13 protein-coding genes are annotated in these 17478 nt (G+C 65.2%); 6 read left to right on the top strand and 7 right to left on the bottom strand.

The features are described from left to right. Positions 1-16 precede the first annotated feature (16 nt). The 3 genes from BraRD5C2_RS10240 to BraRD5C2_RS10230 form a co-directional block, all read right to left on the bottom strand. Positions 17-2215, bottom strand: coding sequence for a xanthine dehydrogenase family protein molybdopterin-binding subunit (locus BraRD5C2_RS10240; protein WP_223968149.1), 2199 nt, complete (start codon positions 2213-2215; stop codon positions 17-19). 10 nt (positions 2216-2225) lie between these two features. Then, positions 2226-2675: a (2Fe-2S)-binding protein gene (locus BraRD5C2_RS10235; RefSeq protein ID WP_223968148.1), complete on the bottom strand. Its 450-nt coding sequence runs from the start codon at positions 2673-2675 to the stop codon at positions 2226-2228. Positions 2676-2828: 153 nt separating this feature from the next. Next, the gene (locus tag BraRD5C2_RS10230) at positions 2829-4226 is read right to left on the bottom strand and encodes an MFS transporter (RefSeq protein WP_223968147.1); all 1398 of its coding nucleotides are present in this window, start codon (positions 4224-4226) and stop codon (positions 2829-2831) included. A gap of 700 nt (positions 4227-4926) precedes the next feature. On the opposite strand from BraRD5C2_RS10230, the gene BraRD5C2_RS10225 reads away from it, so the two are divergent. From BraRD5C2_RS10225 to BraRD5C2_RS10215, 3 genes are read left to right on the top strand one after another with little or no spacing between them, the layout of a single operon-like run. After that, a complete protein-coding gene (locus BraRD5C2_RS10225; protein WP_223968146.1) occupies positions 4927-6669 on the top strand; it encodes an ABC transporter permease in 1743 nt (580 codons plus the stop codon). Between the two features lie 21 nt (positions 6670-6690). After that, positions 6691-7716 carry an ABC transporter substrate-binding protein gene (locus BraRD5C2_RS10220; protein ID WP_223968145.1) on the top strand — a complete coding sequence of 342 codons (1026 nt, stop codon included), beginning with the start codon at positions 6691-6693 and terminating at the stop codon, positions 7714-7716. Positions 7717-7731: 15 nt separating this feature from the next. Beyond that, positions 7732-8835, top strand: coding sequence for an ABC transporter ATP-binding protein (locus BraRD5C2_RS10215; RefSeq protein WP_223968144.1), 1104 nt, complete (start codon positions 7732-7734; stop codon positions 8833-8835). A gap of 21 nt (positions 8836-8856) precedes the next feature. Here the strand turns inward: BraRD5C2_RS10215 and BraRD5C2_RS10210 are convergent, their stop codons facing one another. Together BraRD5C2_RS10210 and BraRD5C2_RS10205 are read right to left on the bottom strand one after the other, a co-directional pair. Further along, positions 8857-9837: a Bug family tripartite tricarboxylate transporter substrate binding protein gene (locus tag BraRD5C2_RS10210; protein WP_223968143.1), complete on the bottom strand. Its 981-nt coding sequence runs from the start codon at positions 9835-9837 to the stop codon at positions 8857-8859. A gap of 44 nt (positions 9838-9881) precedes the next feature. Beyond that, positions 9882-10661, bottom strand: a complete 780-nt coding sequence (locus BraRD5C2_RS10205) for an IclR family transcriptional regulator (protein WP_223968142.1) — start codon at positions 10659-10661, stop codon at positions 9882-9884. Positions 10662-10773: 112 nt separating this feature from the next. Here BraRD5C2_RS10205 and BraRD5C2_RS10200 point away from each other — a divergent pair, with 112 nt between their 5' ends. From BraRD5C2_RS10200 to BraRD5C2_RS10190, 3 genes are read left to right on the top strand one after another with little or no spacing between them, the layout of a single operon-like run. Beyond that, positions 10774-12018 (top strand): acyl-CoA dehydrogenase family protein, encoded by a 1245-nt coding sequence (locus BraRD5C2_RS10200; RefSeq protein WP_223968141.1) that lies wholly within the window; start codon positions 10774-10776, stop codon positions 12016-12018. Positions 12019-12067: 49 nt separating this feature from the next. Further along, complete coding sequence (locus tag BraRD5C2_RS10195) at positions 12068-13888, top strand: flavin-containing monooxygenase (protein WP_223968140.1); 1821 nt, start codon at positions 12068-12070, stop codon at positions 13886-13888. A 50-nt stretch (positions 13889-13938) separates the two neighbouring features. Beyond that, positions 13939-15882 (top strand): alkyl/aryl-sulfatase, encoded by a 1944-nt coding sequence (locus tag BraRD5C2_RS10190; protein ID WP_223968139.1) that lies wholly within the window; start codon positions 13939-13941, stop codon positions 15880-15882. 144 nt (positions 15883-16026) lie between these two features. Here BraRD5C2_RS10190 and BraRD5C2_RS10185 read toward each other — a convergent pair whose 3' ends face one another. Together BraRD5C2_RS10185 and BraRD5C2_RS10180 are read right to left on the bottom strand one after the other, a co-directional pair. Further along, entirely contained in the window at positions 16027-16731 is a 705-nt protein-coding gene (locus tag BraRD5C2_RS10185; RefSeq protein ID WP_223968138.1) for an ABC transporter ATP-binding protein, read from the bottom strand. After that, positions 16724-17473, bottom strand: a complete 750-nt coding sequence (locus BraRD5C2_RS10180) for an ABC transporter ATP-binding protein (protein WP_223968137.1) — start codon at positions 17471-17473, stop codon at positions 16724-16726. Before BraRD5C2_RS10180 ends, BraRD5C2_RS10185 begins: the two co-directional genes overlap by 8 nt. Positions 17474-17478: the final 5 nt, after the last annotated feature.

Raw genomic sequence — 17478 nt, 5'->3', positions numbered from 1 at the left:
GCCGCTTCTGGTTTGATCAGGCGAAAGAGATGTTCTGGTTGCGCAACGGGAAAGTACGGATGCGTTTTCCCGTCGCGGCGAAATAGGCGTTGAGCACCGCCGGCGCCGCAACGCCGATGGTCGGCTCGCCGACGCCGCCCCAGAACCCGCCACTCGGCGCCATCACCGATTCCACCTTCGGCATTTCGTTGATGCGCATCGAGTTGTAGGTGTCGAAATTGGTCTGCTCGATGCGGCCGTCCTTCACGGTGCAGCCGCCATAGAACAGCGCGCTGAGACCGTAGACGAAGGAGCCCGCGATCTGCCGCTCCACCTGCGCCGGATTGACGACATAGCCGGGGTCGGTGGAGGCGACGATGCGATGCACCTTGATCTTGCTGCCGTCGGTCACCGAGATCTCGGCGGCGCCGGCAACGTAGCTGCCATAGCCCATCACCTGCGCGATGCCGCGATAGATGCCCTGCGGCGCCGGCGTGCCCCAGCCGATCTTCTCGGCTACGGCGTTGAGCACGGCGAGATGCTTGGGGTGCTTGCCCATCAGCTTGCGGCGGAATTCGAGCGGGTCCTGGCCGGCAGCCAGGGCCAACTCGTCCATGAAGCATTCCAGGTAGATCGCGTTGTGATTGACGTTGACGCCGCGCCAGAAGCCCGGCGGGACGTGCGGATTGCGCATCGCATGCTCGACCAGCAAGTTCGGCACCGCATAGCCGATCGCGGCCTCGCCGGACTGCGCGACACCCTGGAACGCGGCGGGGTCCATGCCGTTCTGCAGCGCTTCCGGGCGCACCGAGAACAGGATGGATTGACCCGACAGCCGGTAATGCAGCGCCACCAGATTGTTGTCGGCATCGAACGCGCCGGTCAGCTTGCACTGCGTGATCGGGTGATACTTGCCGTGCTGCATGTCCTCTTCGCGCGACCACAACAGCTTGATCGGCGTGCCCGGCATCTGCTTGGCAATCGCCACCGCCTGGCGGACATAGTCGGTCATGCCGCGCCGGCCGAAGCCGCCGCCGAGCATCAGCTTGTGCACGTCGACCTTCTCCGCCGGCAGGCCGGAGGCCTCAAGCGCCGCCGCGAACGCCGCCTCGCCATTCTGCGTGCCGCACCACACCTCGCATTTGTCGGGCGTGTAGAGCACGGTGGCGTTCATCGGCTCCATCGTGGCGTGGTTCTGGTAGGGATAGCTGTAGACAGCCTCGACCTTCTTGGCCGCGCTTGCGATCGCTGCCTTGGCATCGCCGTTCTGGTTGCCGACATAGGCCGGCTGCGCATTGTCGAGACCTTCGGCAAGCCACTTCGCAATGGTCTCGCTGGAGACCTTCGCGTTGTCGCCTTCGTCCCAGACGATCGGCAGCTTATCGAGCGCAGACTTGGCGTGCCACCAGGTGTCGGCGACGACGGCAACGGCGCTGTCGCCGACCGGCACCACCTTCTTGACGCCCTTCATGCCTGATATCTTGGCTTCGTCAAAGCTCTTCACCTTGCCGCCGAACACCGGGCAATCCTTGATCGCGGCGTTCAGCATGCCCGGCAGTTTGACGTCGATGCCATAGGTCATCTTGCCGGTGGTCTTGTCGACGGTATCGAGCCGCTTCAGGCCCTTGCCGGCGATGGTCCAGTCCTTCGGTTCCTTCAGCTTGACGTCGGCCGGCGGTTCGAGCTTGGCGGCGGCTTCCGCAACCTTGCCGTAGGTCGTGGTCTTGCCCGTTGGCGTGTGGGTGATGACGCTGTTCGCGGCCTTGCATTCCGTGGCCGGTACCTTCCACTCGTTCGCCGCCGCCTGGATCAGCATCACGCGTGCGGTGGCGCCGCCCTTGCGGACGTAGTCCTGCGAGGTGCGGATACCGCGGCTGCCGCCGGTCGAGAAATCGCCCCAGGCGCGCTTGCGGGCGACGCTCTGGCCGGGCGTCGGATATTCGGTGGTGACCTTCGACCAGTCGCACTCCAGTTCCTCGGCGACGAGCTGGGCGAGGCCGGTGAGCGTACCCTGGCCCATTTCGGAGCGGGCGATGCGGATCACCACGGTGTCGTCGGGCCGGATCACAACCCAGGCGTTGACTTCAGGAGCGCCGTCGGCTGCGCGCACCACGGAGGGACCGCCGAACGGCAGATCGAGGCCGAGCGCGAGACCGGCGCCGGCGGTTGCCGTGCCGATCACGAAGGCGCGGCGATTGAGTGTCGGCATGATGTGTTGGTTGACTTGCAGATTCATGGCTGCCCCCTCATGCGTTCGCGGCAGCATGGATCGCCTCGCGCACCTGCTGGAAGGTGCCGCAGCGGCAGATATTGGTGATGGCGTCGTTGATGTCGTCGTCGGTCGGCTTAGGGTTTTCTTTCAAGAGCGCCGCGACGGCCATGATCATGCCGCTCTGGCAATAGCCGCATTGCGGCACGTCGCTGGCGATCCAGGCGAGCTGTACCTTGTGCATCACGCCGCCCGCCGCGAGGCCCTCGATGGTGGTGATGTCCTTGCCGGCCACTTCGCTCACCGTCACGCCGCAGGAGCGCATCGCGACGCCGTCGATATGCACCGTGCAGGCGCCGCATTGTGCGATGCCGCAGCCGTATTTGGTCCCCGTCAGTCCGACATTCTCGCGAATCGCCCACAGCAGTGGCGTGTCGTCCTCGACGTCTACATTGGTCGTCTTGCCGTTGATTTTGAGGTTTGCCATCGCTTTCCCCTGAATGGTCCAATCCTCCGATTGGACTTCGGGGCGATGTTGGCCTTGAAACTGGAACGGTTCAAATCAAGAATATGCGCTTGCAGTGCGGAAGAAAGTTGATGGCGCGGTGTATGGTCGCGCTCCGCGCATGCAACATGCCTGTCATGCCTTTTGCGGTGAGGCGACGGCCAGCCGCAGGAAGCTCATGACGCTGCCGAGCGCGGCAAATCCGGCACCCAGCGCCAGCGCGACGGTTGCGCCCTCACGATCGGCGAGTGCGAAGCAGAGCGCGGCGAGTGCAGCGCCGGTGGTCTGTCCGGTCAGCCGTGCGGTCGCGACGATGCTGCTGGCGCTGCCGCTGCGATACGGCGGTGCGCTCGACATGATCGCCTTCATGTTGGGGGTCTGGAAGAAGCCGAAACCGATGCCGCAAATCATGGTGCGCCAGACGATGTTGGCGATGCCGGGCTCGGCCGGCAGGGTCGCGAGCAGCACCATGCCGAGGCCCAGCAGCAGCATGCCGATGCCGCCGAGGATGCCGGCCGGATAGCGATCCGACAGCCGGCCGCCGATCGGCGCCATGAAGGCGACCACCAGTGGCCACGGCGTCATGAAGAAGCCGGTCTCGACCTGCGAGCGGTGCAGTATGTCCTCGAAGTAGAACGGCAGCGATACGAAGGCGAGGCCCTGCACAGCAAATGAGCAGACGGCGGTTGCGGCCGACAGCGCGAAGATCGGACGGCGGAACAGGTCGATCGGCAGCATCGGCGCCGGATGGTCGGCATGCCGCCGGGTCAGGATCCAGCCGAACAGCAGGGCGCCGGCAAACTCCGAGATGACGAGCGCAGGCGCGGTCTTATGGGCGGCGCTGCCGATGCTGATGATGAAGAGCCCGAGGCAGGCGCAGGCCAGCGCCGCACCGGCGAAGTCGAAGGCGTGGCTGGCGCGCGGCGTCTTCGGCAACGTCTTCATGCCGATCAGCAAGGCGACGATGCCGAAGGGAATGTTGACGGCGAACAGCCAGGGCCACGGGCCGAGCGCGAGGATGCCGGAGGCGATCGTCGGCCCGAGCGACATGGCGCTCGCGACCACGAGCGCATTGTGACCGAAGCCGCGGCCGAGCATCCGGCTCGGATAAACGAAGCGCACCAGCGCGGTGTTGACGCTCATGAGGCCGCTGGCGCCGAGCCCCTGCAATGTGCGCGCGACCAGGAGGCTCGGCAGCGACCACGCCAGCGCACAGCCGAGTGACGCCAATGTGAACAGCAGGAGGCCGCCGATGTAGATCCGCTGGTGGCCGACGATTTCGCCGAGCGCACCGAGCGGCAGCAGCGTGGCGACCAGGGCGATCTGGTAGACGTTGACGACCCAGACCACTTCGGCAGGGCTGACATGCAGATCGCTGGCGATCGCGGGCAGCGCGATGTTGGCGATCGCGGTGTCGAGCGAGGCCATCGCCAGCGCGGTGAAGATCGCGGCCACCGCCCAGCGTCGCCGTTCCCAGGGCAATCCATCGGTGATCGGCGCCGCAGCTGCGGTGGTCGGGGTTTTATCGAGCATGCCTGAAAATGTCTCCGGGATCGCCATGTACTACGTCACCATCCCGTTCCCCAGCCGCGCCATTGCATGATGCGTATGCGAAGTGACGTTGCCGGACGCGGGCCGGCAGGTTGCGGCCGAGAGTCGGTCGCGCGGCGAGGGGCGGAACGAAGAGCAACACTCGCGCAAATTGTGTCGCGAGAACGCCGAAATATGACTCGGCGGCCGCGCAACAAATTCAGTGTCGTCCCGGCGTAGGCCGGGACCCATAACCACAAATGGCAATTGTTGCGCGACGCTGGGGCCGCAGCCCTCTTCAACAACACGCCCTGTGGTGATGGGTCCCTGCTTTCGCAGGGACGACAGTTGTGGATGTGGGCCGTGCCAAACAACTGGTGTCGTCCTGGCGAAAGCCAGGACCCATTACCCCAAACGCGCATTGTTGCGTGTCGCTGGAACGACGAGTCCCGCGAACAACCTCCGCCGCGGAGTATGGGTCCTGGCCTTCGCCAGGACGACACCGAGATCGTGGCGCGTGAGCGCGATCGATCGAGTTCGTGTTCCCGCGGTGTGTCAGACAACCGCACGCAAGCGACTTTCGGATAGCTTGCGTCACGGTCGCGATCGACTACGCTTGGCATACAAGCAGGCGCGACGTCAGATCGCGCCGCAAGAGGGGACGCGCGCTTTGCACGGACAGGCCGACCGGCGCAGCGAAGCCATGCGAAGCGCCAGGGAGGGAACCCGGCGCCGCGCATTCACGGGCCTCTGGATCACGGCGCTGCTGGCGATCCTCAGCTTCCTGGTCATCTATCCCGTTTTGATGCTGCTGCTCGGCGCGCTCACCGACACCAATCCGGTGGTCGACGGCATCCGCCTCAGCCTGAGCCATCTGTCGATCGCCAATTTCCTCGCCGTGCTTGCCAATCCGAATGTCGGCGAAGCGCTGCTCAACACGTTGATCGCCTGCGGCGGCGGCACGGTCATCGCGGTTGCGATCGGGCTGTTCTTCTCGTGGATCGTGGTTCGCACCAACACGCCGTTCAAGGGCTTCATCGCCGCGGCCAGCATCCTGCCGCTGTTCGCGCCACCGCTGGTGGCGGGCGTGGCCTGGGCGATCCTCGGCTCGCCGAAGACCGGGTTGATCAACACGATGTTCAAGTGGATGGGCTCCGACCTGCGCATCGATCTCTATTCGATGTGGGGCCTGGTGTTCGTGTTCGGCATCTACTACGCGCCTTATGTCTACATGTTCACCTCGTCGGCGCTGCGCAACATGGACCCGAGCCTGGAGGAGGCCGCGGAAATCTCCGGCGCCAGCGCATTCACCACCCTGTTCACAGTGACGTTTCCGCTGATCATGCCGGCGATCGTCTCGGGCATGCTGCTGTCGTTCATCGTGATGCTCGGCATCTACGGCATCCCGGCCGTGCTCGGCGCGCCGACCAATCTGAACGTGCTGACGACCTACATCTTCAAGCTCACCAACTGGTCGCCGCCGCTCTACAACACCGCAGCGGCCGTCGCGATCATCCTGATGATGGTCACGGGGCTCCTGGTCTATCTGCAGCAGAAATTGCTCAGCGGGCGCAGCTATACGACCGTTGCGGGCAAGGCGTTCCGGCCGCGCAGCCTCGATCTCGGGCGGTGGCGCTGGGTCACCTTCGCGCTCGGGATCGTCTATCTCGTCATCGTCGTGGTGCTGCCTTCGCTGGCGCTGATCGTCGCGGCCTTCCGCAAGTTCATGTTCATCCGCGACGCCGCGAGCCTGTTCGACATACGGCAGTATTCGCTGACGCATTTCGAGAGCATCTTCGACAATCCGTTGACCATGAAGTCGATCTACAACGCGATCGAGGTTGGAATCATCACCGCTGTCGTCGGCGGCGCGCTCGCCTTTGCGATCGGCTACACCATCCATCGCACCCGCGTCGCGGGGCGCGGCGCCATCGACCTGATCTCGACGCTGCCGGTCGCAATCCCCGGGCTCGTGGTCGGCGTCGCCTATCTCTGGGCCTGGATCGGCGTGCCCGGCGGGCTTTACGGCACGATCTGGATTCTCGCGCTCGCCTTCATCGCGCGCTTCATGCCCGACACCGTGAAGGCGCTGTCGACCTCGTTCCTGCAGATCCATCGCGAGCTCGAGGAGGCCGCCTGGGTTTGCGGCCGGGGCATGCTCGGCACCATCAGGACGATCGTGCTGCCGCTGGCGCGGCCGGGCGTGCTGGCGTCGATGACGCTGCTGTTCGTGCTGGCGATCCGCGAGCTCGGCTCGTCGCTGTTCCTCTACACCAGCAACACCATGGTGATGTCGGTGCTGCTGCTCGACTATTACGAGGGCGGCAATATCGGCAAGACGGCGGCCTTCAGCCTGGTGCAGACCGTGCTGCTCGGTGTCCTGATCGGCGGCGCCAACTGGCTGTCGCGTGGGGCGGCGCAAGGCAACGTGGCGCGGACCGGATAACGAATAAGGGGAGGATTGGCGATGGATAGACGAACCTTCACCACACTGGCCTTGGCGAGCGTCGCAACGCTCGCGCTGGCGCCGGCGGCGCGGGCACAGGAGTTCGGCTCGGCGGAATTGATCGCCGCTGCAAAGGCCGAGGGCAAGCTCGTCTATTACACCGCGAACTTTGCCGAGATCGAACAGCAGGTGATCAAGGCGTTCAACAAGCGCTTTCCCGAGATCAGGGTCGAGATGGTCCGCGCGCCCGGCGGGCAGCTCATCACCCGCGTGAAGACCGAAGCCGCGGCCGGCAAGCTGATCGCCGACGTCGTCGACCATTCGGATCGGGCGCTGATGCAGCCGCTGGAGGACCTGTTCCAGGATTATGCGCCGCCGAACGCGGCCGATTACGATCCGCATGCGCTGATCTCGCCAAAACTGTGGCCGCGCGCCACCATCGCATGGTCGATCGGCTACAACACCGAGCTGGTGAAGGATCCGCCGAAATCGTGGATGGATTTGACCAAGCCGCAATATGACAAGCTGATCGGGCAGGTGTTCGCGCAGTCCGGCGGCACCACCTGGACCCGGATCATGTTCGAGCGCCAGGTGCTCGGCGAGGACTACTGGGCCAGGCAGGCCGCGACCCATCCCGTGCTCTATCCTTCCGGGGCGCCGACGGCCGACGCCCTGGTGCGCGGCGAGATCGCGATCGCGCCGCTGCTCTACAACGTGATCTACCAGAAGAAGAAGGACGGCGCGCCGATCGAGATCTTCTTTCCGCCAGAGGGCGCGCCGGTCAATCCCTATGCGAGCGGCATTCCGAAGACAGCCGCGCATCCCAATGCGGCAAAGCTGTTCCTGAACTGGTGCCTGTCGAAGGAAGGACAGACCTTCATGATCAAGGAGCTCGGCAATCTCACGTCGTTGAAGGAGCCGCCGGCATTTCCGGAGGGCTTCGATCCTAAGGCGGTCAAGCTCTGGTACCCGAAGTTCGACGAGTACGTGAAGCTGCACGCGGCGTGGGTCGCGGACTGGGACAAGATCTACGGGTATCGGCAATAGGCTGATGGTGCAGCGATGACGGCAACGCTCGAGGTCAGCGATCTCAGGAAGCAGTTTGCGATCGGCCGCCCGGCGATCGATGGCGTCAGCTTTGGCGTGCCGGCCGGCGAGATCGTGGTGCTGCTCGGGCCGTCCGGATGCGGCAAGACCACGACCTTGCGCTGCGTCGCCGGGCTCGAGCATCCGACCGATGGCGAGATCAGCATTTCCGGGCGGGTGGTCTCGTCGCCGGCGCGCGGCATCCTCGTGCCGCCGCGCCTGCGCAACCTCGGCATGGTGTTCCAGTCCTATGCGGTGTGGCCGCATATGACGGTGCGGCAGAACGTGATCTATCCGTTGAAGCACCGCACCGTCGGCCGCACCGATGCCGCCCGCATGGTCGACGACGCACTGGCGCTGGTCGGATTGTCCGACTATGCCGACCGGCCGGTGGTGGCGCTCTCAGGCGGGCAGATGCAGCGCGTCGCGCTGGCGCGCAGCATGGTGTACCGGCCGCAACTCCTGCTGCTCGACGAGCCGCTGTCGAACCTCGATGCCAAACTGCGCCTGCGGCTGCGCGACGATCTGCGCGTCATTCTCAAGCAGACCGGGATGACCGCGCTCTACGTCACCCATGACCAGGCCGAGGCGGTCGTGCTCGGCGACCGGATCGGCGTGATGCGCGACGGCAAGCTGTTGCAGATGGACACGCCGGACGTGATCTACAACCGCCCGGCCGATCTGTTCGTCGCCAATTTCACTGGCGCAACCAACGAGCTCGCCGGCACGTTGGTCGCGTGCAACGGCGGCTATGGCGTGGTCGATTTCGGCGACGGCCGGCGAGGTGAGGTCGCGCTGTTCCAGGCGCTCAATCCCGACGAGAAGGTGCGCGTGGCGCTGCGGCCCGAGAATATCGCGATCGGCCGGCCCGATGGTGCCAACACGTTTGCGGCGAAGGTGCTCGACCGGCGCTACCAAGGCACCCAGACCGCCTACGGCATCGAGCTGTTCGGCAAACGGCTGGAGGCGATCGAGCTCGGCACCGCCGCGCGCCATCAGGTCGGCGTCGAGGCGCAGGTCGCGCTGCCGCGCGAATGCCTGTGGGCCTACCGTGACAATGGGCCGGTGTCCCAAGACTAAACAGAATCTGCTGAGCAGAGGCTACTGCAGCGCCATTCCCGAGGTCTTGATCACGGTCGTCAGCTTCTGCTGATCGGCCTTCATCAGCGCGGCGAGCTCATCGAGCGACATCGGCTTGCCCGGAATATTGGCGAGCGACAGCTGGCGCTGCACGTCGGGATTCTGCAACGCCTTGTTGATCGCCGCATTGATCTTCGCAAGCAGCGGCGCCGGTGTCGCGGCCGGCACGTAGATGCCGTACCAGGGAACGTAGGCAGCCTCGGCAAAGCCGGCTTCCGCGATGGTCGGGACGTCGGGCAGGTCCGGTACGCGCTTGTCGGTGAACACTGCGAGCGGCTTGACGCTGCGGGCCTTGATGTGCGGCAGCGCGAGCTCGAGCGAGACGATCTCGAAATGCATCAGGTTGGTCATCAGGTCGATCAGGGCCTGCGGCTGGCCCTTGTAGCCGACATTGGTCAGCTTGATACCGGCGACCTGAAACAATTTTTGCGCGCTGAGGTCGATCGACGATCCCGTGCCGGGATTGCCGAAGTTGAACTCTGCGGGCCGCTTGCGGGCGAGTTCGACGAACTCGCCGATGGTCTTGACCGGCATCGACGGATGCACCAGCGCCACGCTTTGATTCCAGACCGCGAGGCCGACGCATTTGAAATCCCTTGCCGCGTTCCAGCCGGCGTCCTTGTAGAGATCCGGGTTGACCAGCAAAGCGGGGCCGGTGACGACCCAGGTGTAGCCATTCGGCTCGCTGCGTGCGACGGCTGATGTGCCGATATTGCTGTTGCCGCCGGGCCGTGCCTCCACCACGACGGTCTGCTTCCAGTCGCGGCCGACCTGCTCGGTCACAGCGCGCGCGACGATGTCGACGATGCCACCGGCAGGGTAGGGCACGATGATGTGGATCGGCCGGCTCGGATAATTGTCCTGCGCCCGAACAGCAACGCCGCCGGACAGCGCCGTGATCGCGGCCGCAAGCAAGGCCGCGGCGGTTGCAGTGCCGCGCATCTCTCCCTCCCGATGTCTCCCGCATCGTTCGTGCGATGCGTGGTCTAGTTGTCGGCCACCAGCGAACGGATGCTGCGGGCGAGCCCGAGGATACGCGGCCCGCATTCGCGCTCGATCTGCTCGGCGCTGAAGCGGAACGAGGGGACGCCGCAATTGACCGACAGGCACTCGCCGGCGGGCGTGCGGTACAGCGGGGCGGCGACGCCAAAGATCTCGCGACGCCATTCGCCGAGCGAGACCGCGAAGCCGCGCTCGTTGCAGAGCTCGATGTCCGGCAGCGTGCGCCGTTCGACGTAGTCGAGCTCCTCGGGGCGCTCGGCCTTCACGCGCGCGACATAGGCGTCGCGTTCGTCCTTGGTGAACAGCGACAGCAGCGCGCGCCCGACCGCAGTCGGCGCCAGCGAAGAGACAAAGCCGACGTCAGGCACGTGCGGTACTGCGTCGGTGGTGCGCAGCGTTTCGACATAGATGAAGTCGAGCCCGAACGGCATCGCGATCGACACCGTGCCGCCGGTGTAGGCGGCGAAGTCGCGCATCAGCGGACGCGCGAGCTGGCGGACCTTCAGCGACGACAGCACCGGATAGGCGGCGGCAAGCACGCCGAGCCCGAGCACGAAGCGGCCCTTGGCGTCGCGCCTGAGATAGCCGAGCTGCTCCAGCGTGTAGGTCAGGCGCGAGACGGTCGGCCGCGACAGGCCGGTGTGCTCGGCAAGCTCCGCATTCGAGAGCGGGTCGGCGTGGTTGCGGAAGGCCGCCAGCAGATCGAGCCCGTGCGCCAGGGTGGTCGCAAAGGAGGGATCCGCCTGGGATTCGAGAGTGGACAATGCCGCCATACGAAATAATGGTCTCAAATGGCCATAAATGTCAATATATCGAAATGAATTTGCAAATCGTTTCGATATGAGGTTATCTCCCGCCCAAAATGCGGGAGGTGGCATGGATTTCGATCTGTCCGAACGGTCGGAGCGGTGGCGGAAAGATCTGTTGGCCTTCTTCGAGCAGGCGGTGCTGCCGCGCCAGCGCGCTTGGCTCGATCATGTCCGTGCGCACAGTGACACGCCGCCCTTCACGGCCGAGCTGCAACAACAGGCGCGCGCGGCGGGCCTGTGGAATCTCGGCCTGCCCGAACTGGCCGACGATGAGCCGGGCACACGCCTCTCCAATCTCGACTACGCGCCATTGGCGGAAATCATGGGGCGGCTGTTCTGGGCGCCGGAGGTGTTCAACTGCCAGGCGCCCGACGTGCCGAACATGATCGCGTTGCAGGCCTGCGCGACGCCGGCGCAGAAGAAGCGCTGGCTGGCGCCGCTGCTCAACGCCGAAACGCGCTCCGCCTTCGGCATGACTGAGCCCGATGTGGCCTCGTCCGACGCCACCAACATCGCAACGCGGATGGTGCGCGACGGCGACCACTACATCATCAACGGCCGCAAATGGTTCATCACCGGCGCCGCGCATCCGCGCTGCAGCTTCCTGATCGTGATGGGTGTCACCGATGCCGGCGCCGAGCGCACCAGCCGGCATTCCTGCATCATCGTGCCGATGGATGCGCCTGGCGTGCGGCTGGTGCGGCGGCTGCGCTGGATGGGCTGCGAGGATCATGTCGCGCCGATTGGTGAACTGGTGTTCAACAATGTGCGGGTGCCGGTGGAGAATCTTCTCGGTGCCGAGGGCGAGGGTTTCAAGGTCGCGCAGATCCGGCTCGGCCCGGCGCGCATCCACCATTGCATGCGCTCGATCGGGCTCTGCGAGCTCCTGATCGAATTGATGATGGCGCGCGCCGCGGAGCGCAGCGCATTCGGGCGCACCGTGATCGAGTACGATACCGTGCAGCGCTGGATCGCCGAAGCCCGTGTCGAGCTGGAGCAGGCACGGCTGCTCGCGTATCGCTGCGCCTGGCGGCTCGATCAGGCCGGCCATCACGGCGCCTGGCGCGACGTCTCACTGATCAAGGTCGCGGTGCCGGCGATGCTGCAAAAGATCGCCGACCGCGCGATGCAGGTGTTCGGCGCGATGGGTGGCTCCGACGATACGCCGATCCATCAGGCGCTGGCGTGGGGACGGCTGCTCCGGATCGGCGACGGCCCCGACGAGGTGCATCTGCGGCAGATCTTCCGGATGGAGCCGATGCCGGAATGGTCGATCGCCAATTCGCCCTATCTTGCTGCACATCCCGCCTGAGCGGCGCTACAGTGTCCACCGAATTATCCCTAGACGAGGCGCCCTTCCGATGACGATGACCGAGCAAGCCCAAGACGCAAAGCCCGCCGCGATCGACAAGGAGCGGCTGCGCCTGAAGTATCAGGAGGAGCGCAACAAGCGGCTGCGTCCTGACGGCAACGACCAGTATCTCCAGATCAAGGACCAGCTCGCGCATTATCTCGAGGATCCCTACACGCCGGTCGTGGAGCGCGCGCCGAAGACCGACCACGTCACCTTCGCCTTCATCGGCGGCGGCTTTGCCGGGCTCGCCACCGCGGCGCGACTGACCGAGGCCGGGGTCAAGGACGTGCGCATCGTCGAGAAGGGCGGCGATTTCGGCGGCACCTGGTACTGGAACCGGTATCCCGGCGCGCAGTGCGATACGGCGTCGATGGTCTACATGCCGCTGCTCGAAGAGACCGGCCACATGCCGACGGAGAAATACGCGCATGCGCCGGAAATCCTGGCGCACTGCCAGAGGATCGGCCGGCAGTTCAATCTCTATGACAACGCGCTGTTTCACACCGAGGTGACGAGCCTCGATTGGGACGCGGCGCAATCGCGCTGGATCGTCCGCACCACCAGGGGCGACGCCTTCACCGCGCAATATGTCGGCATCGGCACCGGCCCGCTGCATGTGCCGAAGCTGCCCGGCATTCCCGGCATCGAGCGCTTCAAGGGCCACTCGTTCCACACCAGCCGCTGGGATTACGACTACACCGGCGGTGATCCCCGGGGCGCGCCGATGGACAAGCTTGCTGACAAGCGGATCGGCATCATCGGCACCGGTGCAACGTCGGTGCAGTGCATTCCGCACCTCGCGCGCGCCTGCAAGGAGCTCTACGTGTTCCAGCGCACGCCGTCGTCGGTCGACGTGCGTGGTAACGGCCCGATCGATCCGGACTGGTTCGCCGATATCGCAACGCCGGGCTGGCAACAGCGCTGGCTGGAGAATTTCACCGCCAACCAGGCCGGTGGATCGGCCGAGGAAGACCTGGTGCAGGACGGCTGGACCGATTTGTCGAAGCGGATTCGCGCCAAGGTAATGCTGCTGCCGCGCGAGCAGCGGACCGTGGAAAATATGCGGGCGGTGTTCGAAGATTCCGACTTCGAGAAGATGGAGGAGATCCGCAACCGGGTCGACAGCATCGTCGGCGACAGCGAGACGGCTAGGAATCTCAAGGCCTGGTACGGCCAGCTCTGCAAGCGCCCATGCTTCCACGACGCCTATCTTCAGGCGTTCAACACGCCGGGCACGCATTTGATCGATACCGACGGCAAGGGCGTCGAGGAGATCACCGAGAACGGGATCGTCGTCGCGGGCAAGGAATACAAGCTCGACTGCATCATCTACGCATCGGGCTTCGAGGTCGGAACCGAATATCGCAGGCGCGCGGGCTTCGATCTGACCGGCCGCGACGGCATCAAGCTGTCGGAGCATTGGGCCAAGGGTATGCGCACCAAGCACGGCATCCACGTGCATGGCTTCCCCAACGTGTTCTTCGTGCAGCCGACGCAGGGCGCCAACCTCATTTCCAACGTGCCGCACAATCTGACCGAAGCTGCGCGGACCATCGCCTTGATGGTCGGCCATGCACGGGACAACGGCTTCAAGGAAATCGAAGTCAGCAAGGACGCCGAGGATCGCTGGGTCGAGCTGCTGCTGACCGCGGTCGGCCGAATGATCGGCGGGCCCGATTGCACACCCGGCTATTACAACAATGAGGGACGCGAGCCCGGGCCTGCCGCCAAGCTCAATGTCGGCTATCCGGCGGGTGCGCTGGCCTACTTCAAATACATCGACGGCTGGCGCCGCAGCGGCCAGTTCGAAGGCGTGCAATTCCGCTGAAGGATGCGCGATCGGGACTGATCTTCGCCAAACGAGGGAGTGCTTGAGTAATGACCCAGACAACCGCAGGTGAGACGTCGCACGAACTTCCGAAGGCGGCATCCGCGCCGGTCATCGCGCAGCACGAGGCAACCCTGAAGGCGCTGCCGTTCGCCGACACCAGGGATTTCGACGACGCCGCGCGCGGCTTCCTCGGTACCATCGAGAACGCGCGCGTCACCTCGGCCCAGGGCAGGGTGGTCTGGAGCCTCGAGCCTTACGGCTTCCTCTCCGACGAAAAGGCGCCCGCGACCGTCGATCCGAGCCTGTGGCGGCAGTCGCGGCTCAACATGCATCACGGTCTGTTCGAGGTGGTGCCGGGCGTCTACCAGGTGCGCGGGCTCGACATCGCCAACATGACGCTGATCGAGGGCGACAAGGGCGTCATCGTGGTCGACACCCTGACCTCGATCGAGGGCGCACGCGCCGCGATGGAGCTCTATTTCCAGCATCGCGGCAAACGGCCGGTCGCCGCCGTGATCTTCACCCATACCCACACCGACCATTGGGGTGGCGCGCGCGGCGTGCTCGACGACGCGATGCTGGCGGCCGGCGTGCCGATCATTGCGCCGAACTTCTTCATGGAGCACGCGGTCTCCGAGAACATCATCGCGGGGCCGGCGATGCTGCGCCGCGCGCAATACCAGTTCGGGCCGTTCCTCGCCAAGGGCGTGCGCGGCCAGGTCGATTGCGGTCTCGGCAAGACCATGGCGGCCGGCGGTGTGGCGTTGCTGCGGCCGACCGACCTGATCATCGCGACCGGTGATACGCGCATCATCGACGGCGTCGAGTTCGAATTCCAGATGGCGCCGAACAGCGAAGCGCCGGCGGAGATGCATTTCTTCATTCCGCGTTACAAGCTTCTGAACCTCGCGGAGAACTGCACGCACAATTTCCACAATTTGCTGCCGTTCCGCGGCGCCGATGTACGCGACGCGCTGGCCTGGTCGAAATATCTCGGCGAGGCGTTGCAGATGTGGGGCGGCAAGGCCGAGGCGATGTGCGGCCAGCATCATTGGCCGGTGTGGGGGCGGGAGCGGATCGACACCATGATCCGCCAGCAGCGCGACCTCTACAAATACGCGCATGACCAGACCATCCGGCTGATGAATCACGGGCTCAATGCGGCCGAGATCGCCGAGACCATCAGGCTGCCGCAGAGCCTGGAGGGCGCTTGGCACGGCCGCGGCTATTACGGCCACATCAGGCACAACGTGAAGGCGATCTACCAGAAGTATCTCGGCTGGTACGACGCCAATCCGGTCAATCTCGATGCCTTGCCGCCGGTCGATGCCGGCAAGAAGTATGTCGAGTATATGGGCGGCGCCGATGCGATCCTGAAACGCGCCACCGCGGATTTCGCCAAGGGCGAATTCCGCTTCGTCGCGCAGGCCGTCAGCCATCTCGTCTTCGCCGAGCCCGACAACCAGGCGGCCCGCGCGTTGCTGGCCGACACGTTCGAGCAACTCGGCTACGCCGCGGAGAGCTCGACCTGGCGCAACGCCTATCTGTTCGGCGCCCAGGAGCTGCGGCAGGGCATGCCGAAGACGCCGCCACGCTCGCCGATGCCGCGCGAGACGCTGGCTGCGCTCCGTACCGAACAGCTCTGGGACGTGCTCGGCGTCCGCCTCAACGGCCCCAAGGCCGAGGGCAAGCGCATCGTGCTGAACTGGAGCTTCACCGACACCGGCGAGAGCTTCGTGCTCAACCTCGAGAATTCGGCGCTGACCTACGTCAAGGGCGCGCAGGCGAGTGATGCGCACGCCAGCTTCACGCTGGCGCGCAGCGTGCTCGACGAGGTGATCGCCAAGCTGACCACGTTCCCGGACGCTGTCGGCGCCGGCAAGGTCAAGGTATCGGGCGAGCCGCTGCGGCTCGGCGAGTTGATGATGCTGATGGACGAATTCCCGCGGATGTTCGAGATCGTCGAGCCGAAGCGGACGGTGGTGACGTGACCGACATATGCCCAGAACTATAACCGTCACCCTGAGGAGCGCGAAACGCGCGTCTCGAAGGGTCGACGGCCCGGGTGGTGGCCGATTCATCCTTCGAGGCTCGCTCCGCTCGCACCTCAGGATGACGGGTCGATAAGTGCTCGCTCATATCCCGAGATACGCAGCCTGCACCTGTTTGTTGTTGGCAAGCTCGGCGCTGGTGCCCTGCATGATCACGTTGCCGCTCTCCAGCACATAGGCGCGCTGCACCAGTGACAGCGCGCGGCTGACATTCTGCTCCACCAGGAGGATCGCGGTGCCCATCTTGTGAATCTCGCCGATCTTCTCGAAGGTGACGTCGGTCATCACGGGGGCGAGGCCCAGCGAGGGCTCGTCCAGCATCAGCAGGCGGGGCTTCAGCATCAGGCCGCGACCGACTGCGACCATCTGCTGCTCGCCGCCGCTCATGGTGCCGGCGAGTTGCTTCCTGCGGTCGGCGAGCCGCGGGAAGATGCTGTAGACCAACTCCATCGTGCGCGCGCGGTCCGCCTTGGCCTTCGGCGTATAGGCGCCGATCTCGAGATTCTCCTGCACGGTCATTTCCGGAAACACCTGACGGCCTTCCGGGACGTGCGCGATGCCGAGCTCGGGGATGCGGTAGGGCGGCAGCGTGGCGAGGTCGACGCCGTCGAAGCTGACCTTGCCGGCGAACAGCTTGACGAGCCCGGAGACCGCACGCAGCGTCGTGCTCTTGCCGGCCCCGTTGGCCCCTAACAGGCCGACAGCCTCGCCCTCGCCAATCGAGATGCTGACGTCGGTGATGGCGGGGACCGAGCCGTAGCTGGCGCTGACGCGGGAGAGCTCAAGCATGGGCGTCTCCCTGCGCCGGCGGATGCACGTAGGAGCCGAGATAGGCGCGGATCACTTCCGGGTTCTCCACGATCTCCTTTGGCGCACCTTCGGCGATCTTCTGGCCGTGATCGAGCACCACGATGTGACGGGCCACCGCCATGATCGCGCGCATCACATGCTCGACGATCACGATTGTGAGGCCGCGGGCGGAGAGCTTTTTCACCAGCGCCACCGCCTGGTCGATCTCGGCCGGGTTGAGCCCGGCCATCACCTCGTCGAGCAGCAGGATTCTCGGTTGCGTCGCCAGGGCACGGGCCATCTCGAGCCGGCGCTGGTCGATCGTGGTGAGGTCCTTGGCCGGCGTCTGCTCCCTGGCGCCGAGGCCGACGAATTCGATTGCTTCAAGCGCCTTGTCGCGGGCGGCGGCGACATGGCGGTCGCGCAGGAAGGCGCCGGTCATCACATTGGCGAGCACCGTCATCGCGCCGAACGGTTTTGCGACCTGGAAGGTGCGCGCCATGCCGAGCGCGCAGACGTCGTGCGGCCTGAGGCCCACGACCTCGTGGCCGAAGGCGAGCACCGAGCCGGAGTCCGGGCGGTGAAATCCCGTGATCAAATGAAAGCTCGTGGTCTTGCCGGCGCCGTTCGGTCCGATCAGCGCGACCGTCTCGTTCTCCTGCACCGTGAAGCTGACGTCCTGCACGGCGCGCAGGCCGCCGAAGCGCTTGCTGAGACCCTTGATGACCAGTGCTTCCGCCATCGCAA

Origin of the sequence: Bradyrhizobium sp. RD5-C2 (assembly GCF_019972155.1) — a bacterium.
GTDB lineage: Bacteria > Pseudomonadota > Alphaproteobacteria > Rhizobiales > Xanthobacteraceae > Bradyrhizobium.
This window is presented reverse-complemented; position numbering and strand designations above follow the sequence as displayed.

Coding starts and splice junctions, on each gene's coding strand:
- BraRD5C2_RS10195 (WP_223968140.1), top strand. CDS start 12,068: ATGACGATGACCGAGCAAGCCCAAGACGCAAAGCCCGCCGCGATCGAC.
- BraRD5C2_RS10210 (WP_223968143.1), bottom strand. CDS start 9,837: ATGCGCGGCACTGCAACCGCCGCGGCCTTGCTTGCGGCCGCGATCACG.
- BraRD5C2_RS10225 (WP_223968146.1), top strand. CDS start 4,927: ATGCGAAGCGCCAGGGAGGGAACCCGGCGCCGCGCATTCACGGGCCTC.
- BraRD5C2_RS10240 (WP_223968149.1), bottom strand. CDS start 2,215: ATGAATCTGCAAGTCAACCAACACATCATGCCGACACTCAATCGCCGC.
- BraRD5C2_RS10185 (WP_223968138.1), bottom strand. CDS start 16,731: ATGCTTGAGCTCTCCCGCGTCAGCGCCAGCTACGGCTCGGTCCCCGCC.
- BraRD5C2_RS10215 (WP_223968144.1), top strand. CDS start 7,732: ATGACGGCAACGCTCGAGGTCAGCGATCTCAGGAAGCAGTTTGCGATC.
- BraRD5C2_RS10220 (WP_223968145.1), top strand. CDS start 6,691: ATGGATAGACGAACCTTCACCACACTGGCCTTGGCGAGCGTCGCAACG.
- BraRD5C2_RS10180 (WP_223968137.1), bottom strand. CDS start 17,473: ATGGCGGAAGCACTGGTCATCAAGGGTCTCAGCAAGCGCTTCGGCGGC.
- BraRD5C2_RS10235 (WP_223968148.1), bottom strand. CDS start 2,675: ATGGCAAACCTCAAAATCAACGGCAAGACGACCAATGTAGACGTCGAG.
- BraRD5C2_RS10200 (WP_223968141.1), top strand. CDS start 10,774: ATGGATTTCGATCTGTCCGAACGGTCGGAGCGGTGGCGGAAAGATCTG.
- BraRD5C2_RS10230 (WP_223968147.1), bottom strand. CDS start 4,226: ATGCTCGATAAAACCCCGACCACCGCAGCTGCGGCGCCGATCACCGAT.
- BraRD5C2_RS10190 (WP_223968139.1), top strand. CDS start 13,939: ATGACCCAGACAACCGCAGGTGAGACGTCGCACGAACTTCCGAAGGCG.